Genomic DNA, 428 nt, shown 5'->3' on the forward strand with positions numbered 1-428 from the left:
GCTGTTGGCGATCAGGCGATCCCAGTAGTAGTGGCCGACTTCATGGCGAAAGTGGCCGAGCAACGTGCGATAGGGCTCGCGCATCTGCACGCGAACCTTTTCACGATGGGCGTCGTCGGCCTCCTTGATGTCGAGGGTGATCAGGCCGTTGGCGTGACCGGTGGTGGGCGCATTGCCTGCCAGGTCGATGCCGACGAAATCGAATGCCAGGCCGGTGTCTTCGTCGACGCATTTGGGCACCACCTGCAGGCCCAGACTGATCAGCTGCGCCACCAGTCGGCGCTTGGCGGTTTCCACCTTGCGCCAGCGCTCGGGGTTTTCCGGGACCGATAAGTCGGGAATGGTGCGGTTCAGGCTGCAGGCCACGCACAAGGAAAAGGTGCTATGCGCCGGGAGCAGCCAGTTGCAGGCAGCCGGTGTGTCGAGGT

Annotated in this window: 1 protein-coding gene; it reads right to left on the reverse strand. The window is 63.3% G+C overall.

The genetic code is table 11. The features are described from left to right. Nucleotides 1-428, reverse strand: a 428-nt coding sequence (locus AC0L20_RS39955) for a putative zinc-binding metallopeptidase (protein WP_473295660.1), incomplete at both ends; no start/stop codon positions are given.

This window comes from Bradyrhizobium sp. Kon58 (genome assembly GCF_055807455.1).